The organism is Psychrobacter halotolerans (assembly GCF_039680845.1).
GTDB lineage: Bacteria > Pseudomonadota > Gammaproteobacteria > Pseudomonadales > Moraxellaceae > Psychrobacter.
Genome location: NZ_JBDKWD010000004.1, coordinates 413,761 through 421,711 on the forward strand (window position 1 = coordinate 413,761; position 7,951 = coordinate 421,711).

Annotated in this window: 8 protein-coding genes; 2 read left to right on the forward strand and 6 right to left on the reverse strand. The window is 42.8% G+C overall.

Annotated features, from left to right (window positions below; genetic code table 11):
- Positions 1-30 precede the first annotated feature (30 nt).
- A complete protein-coding gene (locus tag AAJP47_RS10020) occupies positions 31-417 on the forward strand; it encodes a carboxymuconolactone decarboxylase family protein (protein ID WP_346717770.1) in 387 nt (128 codons plus the stop codon).
- A gap of 18 nt (positions 418-435) precedes the next feature.
- On the forward strand, positions 436-1,887 hold the full coding sequence (locus AAJP47_RS10025) for an NAD-dependent succinate-semialdehyde dehydrogenase (RefSeq protein ID WP_346717771.1): 1,452 nt from the start codon (positions 436-438) through the stop codon (positions 1,885-1,887).
- Between the two features lie 144 nt (positions 1,888-2,031).
- Here the strand turns inward: AAJP47_RS10025 and AAJP47_RS10030 are convergent, their stop codons facing one another.
- The 6 genes from AAJP47_RS10030 to AAJP47_RS10055 all read right to left on the reverse strand — a co-directional run.
- Entirely contained in the window at positions 2,032-2,964 is a 933-nt protein-coding gene (locus tag AAJP47_RS10030; protein ID WP_346717772.1) for a LysR family transcriptional regulator, read from the reverse strand.
- Positions 2,965-3,013: 49 nt separating this feature from the next.
- Positions 3,014-4,276 (reverse strand): type VI immunity family protein, encoded by a 1,263-nt coding sequence (locus AAJP47_RS10035; protein WP_346717773.1) that lies wholly within the window; start codon positions 4,274-4,276, stop codon positions 3,014-3,016.
- A gap of 17 nt (positions 4,277-4,293) precedes the next feature.
- Positions 4,294-4,563, reverse strand: a complete 270-nt coding sequence (locus AAJP47_RS10040) for a hypothetical protein (protein ID WP_346717774.1) — start codon at positions 4,561-4,563, stop codon at positions 4,294-4,296.
- A gap of 317 nt (positions 4,564-4,880) precedes the next feature.
- Positions 4,881-6,170, reverse strand: coding sequence for a DUF2931 family protein (locus AAJP47_RS10045; protein ID WP_346717775.1), 1,290 nt, complete (start codon positions 6,168-6,170; stop codon positions 4,881-4,883).
- Positions 6,171-6,306: 136 nt separating this feature from the next.
- On the reverse strand, positions 6,307-7,638 hold the full coding sequence (locus tag AAJP47_RS10050; RefSeq protein ID WP_346717776.1) for a T6SS phospholipase effector Tle1-like catalytic domain-containing protein: 1,332 nt from the start codon (positions 7,636-7,638) through the stop codon (positions 6,307-6,309).
- Positions 7,635-7,951: hypothetical protein (locus tag AAJP47_RS10055; protein ID WP_346717777.1), on the reverse strand; the 317-nt coding region annotated here is incomplete at its 5' end. The genes AAJP47_RS10050 and AAJP47_RS10055, both read right to left, overlap by 4 nt.

A 7,951-nucleotide genomic window follows, 5' to 3' on the forward strand; every position in this document is an offset into this window, starting at 1 on the left:
GATATTAATAAACAACACAAGGAAATAGTCATGAATAAAACACGATTTGAACTCGGTCTGACCAAACGCAAAGCTGTCTTAGGCGCTGAGTATGTGGAAAAAAACTTGCAAGCTGCCGATGATTTTAATCAACCGTTCCAAGAAGCCATGACCGAATGGTGTTGGGGATTTGGTTGGGGTGATGATGCAATCGATGCAAAAACCCGTTCTCTGATGAACTTAACCATGATTGCGGCCTTGGGTAAGATGCATGAGTGGGAGCTGCATCTAAATGGTGCCATCACCAATGGTTGTTCGGTGGAAGAGATCCGTGCCGCTATCCATGCCATTGCGATTTATTGCGGTGTGCCGCAAGGGGTCGAGTGTTTTCGCATTGCCCGTCAAGTATTGACCACACGCGGATTGTTAGAATCCTAAAAAACCTTGGAGACAGAGATGCAATTAAAAAATGAGGCGTTGTTTAGACAACAAGCTTTTATCAATGGCGTGTGGTGTGATGCAGACAATGGGCAAACCCACGAGGTTCAAAATCCTGCCACAGGCAAGGTAATCGGGACGGTGCCGATGATGGGCCGCGATGAGACTTGCCGTGCCATCGAAGCGGCGGATACGGCTCAAGCAACATGGGCGAAAAAAACCGGCAAAGAGCGTAGCACTATTTTACGCCGTTGGCACACGCTGATTGCCGAAAACATTGAGGATTTGGCGAGACTGATGACCCATGAGCAAGGCAAACCACTGGCCGAAGCTAAGGGTGAGATTCAAAGCGGACTGGACTATCTAGAATGGTTTGCTGAAGAAGCAAAACGCGTCTATGGCGATGTCATTCCCGGTCATATGTCAGACAAGCGTCTGATAGTTATCAAACAACCCGTTGGTGTTACTGCCGCTATCACGCCATGGAACTTTCCGCATTCAATGATCAGTCGCAAGGCTGGCCCTGCATTAGCTGCGGGCTGCCCGATGATTGTAAAACCTGCGATGGAAACGCCTTATTCAGCACTGGCGATGGCTTATCTGGCGCAGCAAGCGGGTATCCCTGACGGTATCTATAGTGTGGTCACGGGTGATCCAGTCGCGATTGGTGAAGAGATGACCACCAACACGATGGTCAAAAAAATCAGCTTCACAGGCTCGACGCGTGTGGGCAAAATCTTGATGAAGCAGTGTGCGGACACGGTTAAAAAAATGTCGATGGAGCTGGGCGGTAACGCGCCTTTTATCGTGTTTGATGATGCCGACATAGACGCTGCGGTGACAGGCGCAATGATGAGTAAATATCGCAACAGTGGTCAGACTTGTGTGTGCGCCAATCGCTTATTTGTACAAGCGGGCGTTTATGAAGAATTTTCACAAAAACTGGCAGAACAAGTGCGCGCTATAAAAGTGGGCAACGGGTTAGAGGCGGGCGTGGCACAAGGCCCACTGATCTCGAAAGCCGCTGCGGATAATTCAGAAGCACTGGTGGCGGATGCCAAAAGCAAAGGCGCAACGGTGTTGTCCGGTGGTCAACGAGTCGAGGCGGATAAGAACTTTTTTCATCCAACCATTCTGACTGACGTCAACAATGACATGCGTATCGCCAATGAAGAAATCTTTGGCCCAATTGCGCCCATTTTTAAATTTGATACAGACGAAGAAGCCATTGCTTTAGCCAATCGCACAGAATATGGTTTGGCAGGGTATTTTTATAGTCGAGATATTGGCCGTGTTTGGCGCATCGCTGAGGCGCTTGAAGTCGGTATGGTTGGCGTCAATACCGGTATGCTCACCACCGAGTTGGCACCATTTGGCGGCGTCAAAGAATCTGGTTTAGGGCGTGAAGGCTCAAAATACGGTATCGAAGAATACGTTGAGACCAAATACATCTGTTTAGATATTAACTGAAATAAATGACAAATGTGATAACGCACGACTGAAATAAATTTTGCTTGCTTGCTGTGCCTTCGCCGACAGAGGCGGCGCAAAATGTATTTCAGCCGTGCGGTGTTTATTTTATGATTGGTTCGAAATAAAACAGTAATAATCTTATTATTTATTTGGTATCGCTTTATCCCAATAGGGCGGTGAACCATAATAACCTTCTATAAAATCAATAAAACAGCGGATCTTATGCGGCAACAGCTTTCTATGAGCATACACTGCATACAGTCCCAACGTTTCAGGTTCGTACTCAGGCAGCACGATCACAAGCTCTCCTTTACCAATGGCTTCACTTGCAATAAAAGTTGGTTGCAAGGCAAGCCCGCCGCCTGCTATCGCAGCGTTGACAAGCAAATCACCATTATTGCTACTCAGCTCTCCACTAAGCTGAGTACCACTAAGCTGACCATCAGTTGTCCCTAACCATTGATAAGTACTCTCTTTGACATTGCGTTCCATATAGCTGTAATGCAAATAACGATGGTTTTTAAGATCTTCAGGCTTATGAGGAGTGCCATTTTTTTTAAGGTAGCTTGGCGCGGCACACAAGATGACACGAATGGGGGCCACTTGCTTAGCAATCAACGAAGAGTTTTTGAGTTGTCCGATGCGCAGTGCGACATCGAACCCTTCTTCAACAATGTCCACTTTGCGGTCATTAAGCTGCAAATCGACCGTCACGGAAGGATAACGATTCTGAAAGTCAGTGACCAGTTTGGCCATGTGCTTTAATGCAAACGAGACAGGTGCGCTTATTCTTAGCGTACCCTTAGGGTTTTGTTGCAGTCCGCCCAATTTTGATTCCATGTCATCGATGCTTAGCAATATTTGCTGCGCGTGTTGAAAATAATGCGTTCCCGCTTCCGTTAGGCTGACTTTACGGGTGGTGCGATTGAGCAGACGGCTATCAAGGCGCTCTTCTAGTTTGGACACATACTTGCTCACCAGCTGCGGTGACAGTTGCATCGCTGCTGCTGCCTTACTAAAACTGCCTTCGTTCACGACAGACACAAATGCTCGCATGGCGTCGATTCTATCCATTATTTATATCGCTTATTATTAATTTGTTTATCGATAATGTGAGTCTTGACTAAAACTTTTCGAACAACGTCCACGTTATAGATACTCTTTCTTCTGTATGCCCGTGCTGATTCATTTTGATGAAGTAGGGCGCAATATCACCTTTGAGCAGTACTACATACTGTCGAAGGTCTTCAGCTCTTTCATAAGGTTCTGCGAAATATACTGGATGGTCTCTGATGTGGTCGTACTCTTCTTCATAGCGATAGCGACCATCAATCTCGCAAACTTGTGCAGACATAAGCGTTATCGGTTCAATTGACGGCTGTGATAAAGTTCTATTGTCCACTGGCTGTGGTAGTCTTCGCCACAATCTAGGATTATCAAAGCGTCTCATCCATAAGTCTGTAAAGTAAGTATTAAAGCTTTGATAGCCAATACCTTCATCGTAACCATTACCTAAAGAATCGTAATTACCATTACGCATAGGGCGAGTAATGGCATTAATTTTTAAATAGCTTTCAGGGATTTTATCATCGGCTGGTAGTAGTTGCGGTGTATCAGCAGCAATCAATAGCAACCCGTCAGAATAATCCTTATAGGTGATTTTCTGCTTTTTGATTTGAGCCTTAAAAATATCGATTCCACCGACCCGTTCTGCGAGTTCATGACTAATATACGTCCACCAGTCGACACTCTTAATACCATGACTTAAAGTCATTATGTCTCCGAGATCATAAATATTAAGACCAAAAAAGCAATGCGCTTGGTCAAGGATATCAATACCTACTCTATCGTTATCATAACCATAAGCGGGACTCCAGCCCATAGTAGCGTGATAAGGGTTTAAACGGCTAATACAGTCGTTGAAAAGTTCAATAATTGCTTGATGAGTTTCTGAATCATAAAACTTCTGTCTATGAATACGAAAAAGCAATCTACTAGGTTCTTGAACCTCCCAACCTCGAGCAGTAAGACAAGATAATTTATAATCAAAGCTTGCATTTAATTCTTTATAATTTCCGCTTGCAACGAACCATTCAATACAGTCATCAACATGTGCGTTGTTCTCTAGGGTTTGCTCAAAGGTAGGCAGCTTATCTATCGGTTTTTGTGTCCAGCCTTTAGGATCAAACCCCCATTCAATGTTGTCACCAAACAACGCCATATAATGATCCATACACGCTTTTAGGTGTTGTCTGATTTCCTTAGTATGTCCGTCCCAAAACAAAAAACAAGCTTCTAAGTGAACAGATAAAACAGTCAAGCCATTATCTCCAAGACTTTCATCAAAATATTCAAACTCGTCTTTATATCTTTCTATATCTTCCATAGTTTTTCCTATTGTACTTATAGTGTGGCTATTCTTAGAATTAGTGCGCCTGCTGCAATCTCAGGCGCTAAGAAAATACCGACAGCAACTGTAGCGACAACTGCGCCACCGATGATGATATCAGTAACCACAGGATTATCTAGATAATCTGAAACAGGTTGATTTGTAGGTTTAATCGTTCCATGTGCTAAAGAACTCTCATGTTTGATAGCGACTTGTGAGGTATAGCTTGGAGCAACCGTCGTACCAGTACGGGCTTTGCTCAGACCGTGATAGGTGCTACTCACAAAGGATAAGGACAGTAAGTGATAGTGGCATTAAGAAGGGTCGCTGTTACCCAAATACCCGTATCACAGGCATGATCAGGAATAAAAGTATCGGTTGGGTTTGTTGCAGGGTGTTGTAGGCGCTGGACAGCCTTTTGTAGCCAGTCTTTGATCACTACCTGATAACGATAAGAGACACTATCGTTATCAGGCTAGATACCGATCGTCATGGTGCCGATTTGTTACTGGTCACTCGAGATGGTGCGGCAAGCAGTACCTCCGTGTCATCCATGGCGAAAGGTGAGTCATCCACCGCTTGTCCTCATGTTATCTTAAATTTAGTCAATATCTACAAATGCAGGGTCACTTAGATCTTTTATTTTAGGCGCAGTGATAAATTGTGGATAACCAATTTTGGCGACATACTGCCCTTGTGTAGGATCTATTGGTGCACGTGAGAACTGATAAGCACCTTCAATAGGAATTTTTTGCTCGCCTTTTTGCAAGTAGGTAGTGTCTAATACTAAGTCTTTGTTAAAGTTTATTTGAAGAGTCGCAAACTCATTTGGATTGGCTGGCTGTTCGTTAGTGGCAAGCGAACGTTTAGGGTAGAGTGCCTCAAAATGTGTAAAAAACCGATTGAGATTAGGGTCTTGATAGTAAGGTCTATAGGAGGCGTTACCAGTACCTTGAGCTGCCCACTGTGGTCTAGGAAATAGATGTACTTCAACTTCGATGCGCTCACCAGTGCCTTTATTTTCTACCCAAGTTATAATCTTAGTTGGTACTGCTTTGAGCGCTTTATTATATTTATCAAACTGGTCATCCAGTACCGCAAACCTTTCGGTGTTGGCAAATTCAGCGTAGTATTCCCCGTTCCACTCTTGTCCATCAATGGTTATAGATAGATTCCAAGGATACTTGGTTTGCATTTGCTTGTACCACTCTGATGAGATCGTCCATTCCCCTGATTGCCATTGCTCATAACCTTTTGGGCTTTTATTCTTGAAAGCAGCAAGGTTATCATTTTTGCTAACGTCTTTATTTTTTAGGTAGTATTCGTAATCAATAAGAAGGTAGTCGTCACCGCTAGATACCTTTTCGCCTTCAATGGTTGCTAAGTCAGGCTCGATGGGCGTGGCTTGAAACGAGGTGACTTCTTTACGGCCAGCCCAACCAGTGACAAAGACAATTACCCAACCCTTGGGGGCGAATCCAAGTTCTATGGCATAATAGTTTTTATCAGCACTATCAGATCCTGGATTACTGTCGATCTGCTTTCTATTGGTGCTAGTCATCAGTGCATATATTTTAGCAGTGGGTAGCATGTGCTCACCTTGATAATATTGGTTGGTTACCTTATCCAAATAGGTAACTTGTACCTTATCTGGCAATGGCTGTTCGAACTCATTACCCCCTAGCGGCGCGCTGCCATAGCCCCAAAAATCCCCACTACCGTGTAGCGAGCGTAACCAAGTGCCGTCCGCTAGATAGAAGCTTGTACTATAACTGCGTATTTTATCTGACTTCTGCAAACTCACGCTATTGGTAAGGTTATCTTGTTTGTATAGGGTATAGTCCGCTTCTGAGACATGAGCCCCCCATTCGACTACTCTATCGTCTCTCATTTGTTTTTCCTTGTATAGCCACACAAATGCCAGTGACGACAGCACAAAGATAGCGATCGTTATAAGCTTTATCGTTGTAGACCATTTGGATGACATCATCGTTTGAACTCAATCGTTAATTTGATAGATACTGGTATCAACCATCTATCGTCTTTCTAAAAGGTACGCCTTCACCATTTTTTAAGCGTCTTAGACCAAAACCTAAATCAGCTGTTGCGGAGCCTTTAACGTATTTTGCTGACCAGTGTATATAGCTGTTCCTAAATCCCTTAGTTATTTTACCCTCGACTAGACTTAGATTTAGACGGCCTCCCCATTTAACACTTTTTATTACTTTATCTGGCAGTTTACCCATCGATTGCCTAATACCGGGTTTCAAATTACTATAATAAGTGATTAATTCTGGAGTAAAGCTCATATTGCCATAGGTTGTTGCCATGCGCGCTGTCATGTTTAAAGATACTTTATGTATGTCGTAATAAACTGCATTGGTACGCTCGGCTTGATAATAATTACTCCCAATAGTTCGCTTGATCAGCTTTATTTGATCGGCTTTATAAAACTCTTTAGTTATTAGCCAAGCTTTTAGAGTCTCATCATCTTCTTCAATATCATATTTTTTACCTTTAGTACTATCAGGGTAAGCACCACCAACATCAGCATGTGCCCCATTCATTATTACTTCGTAACCAAAGCCACCATTAATTGCCGATTTAATATTTGTGATTGAAAAGTTTTCGCGATACTCATCGGCAGCTATAATATGAAAGACTTTAGTGATTTTTTTATCATTAGCATCCAAATTTCGAAAGTCTAACTTCAGCTCTGATACATCATTATCAAAATTATGGTTAACAGCCTGTCCGACAGGTATTAATCCGCTTATTAAGCTAGATCGTAAACTGACATATTGATAGGACGAAACGGTGTCAAACAAGCCGACAAATTTAAAGCGAATTTGGCTTGTTGATAAGTTCCACTTTTTGAAAAGCTTAGGGTTTGATTTTGCTAAATGAATAAAGTGACGAGCGGTTGCAGCTCCACGGCTAAAGCCAAAAATATTGATATAGAGTATAGTGGGTTTTCTTCCTACCTTTCCTTCTATTTTACCAAATGCTTCTTTAGCACGTTCAACTATACCCGTATCACCATCACCAAAAGCAAAACCTAGCACTTCATCATCTTCATCACCTTGAACAGTACCAATCCCTTCCATATAGATCCAAAATTGAGAGCCGCTTTTACTTTTGTTTAAAAATAAATGAGCCACATTAGAATAAGCATTGGAATAGCTGGTCTCGTCCTCGTTATGCTCTTTTTTCTGTTTTGTAGAAAAACCTTTTTTATAGGTATCGGTGTTATATAAATTATTTTTAGTCCCATCAAAGAATAAATTCACTGTCTTACCATCTTGCACTACTGGCACAAAGGATTCTTTTCTTTTATTGCTTTTAGCACTCGTCATCATTTATCCTCTTCATCAGTATCGGCAGTTAATTCAAATTCAACCGCCTTATTCCCTGTACCAACCCGTATGGTTTCACCCTTTTCATTCGTTACCCCGCGATAAACTTTGCCCTCAGAGGTCTCAATTTTATAGGCAAATCCAGCAATAATATTGCCCAAGGTATCTTTTACCACATACATTTCATCATAAGGCTCTTTGGGTGCAGTGTAATGACATAAAGCTCCCCCCACCAACGCCTTCTTCACCGCCTGAATCTTAATCATCCCTGGGCACACCAGCTTAATACCACTATCGTCTATCGTAATCGAAGCCC

Coding starts and splice junctions, on each gene's coding strand:
- AAJP47_RS10025 (WP_346717771.1), top strand. CDS start 436: ATGCAATTAAAAAATGAGGCGTTGTTTAGACAACAAGCTTTTATCAAT.
- AAJP47_RS10030 (WP_346717772.1), bottom strand. CDS start 2,964: ATGGATAGAATCGACGCCATGCGAGCATTTGTGTCTGTCGTGAACGAA.
- AAJP47_RS10020 (WP_346717770.1), top strand. CDS start 31: ATGAATAAAACACGATTTGAACTCGGTCTGACCAAACGCAAAGCTGTC.
- AAJP47_RS10035 (WP_346717773.1), bottom strand. CDS start 4,276: ATGGAAGATATAGAAAGATATAAAGACGAGTTTGAATATTTTGATGAA.
- AAJP47_RS10050 (WP_346717776.1), bottom strand. CDS start 7,638: ATGATGACGAGTGCTAAAAGCAATAAAAGAAAAGAATCCTTTGTGCCA.
- AAJP47_RS10045 (WP_346717775.1), bottom strand. CDS start 6,170: ATGAGAGACGATAGAGTAGTCGAATGGGGGGCTCATGTCTCAGAAGCG.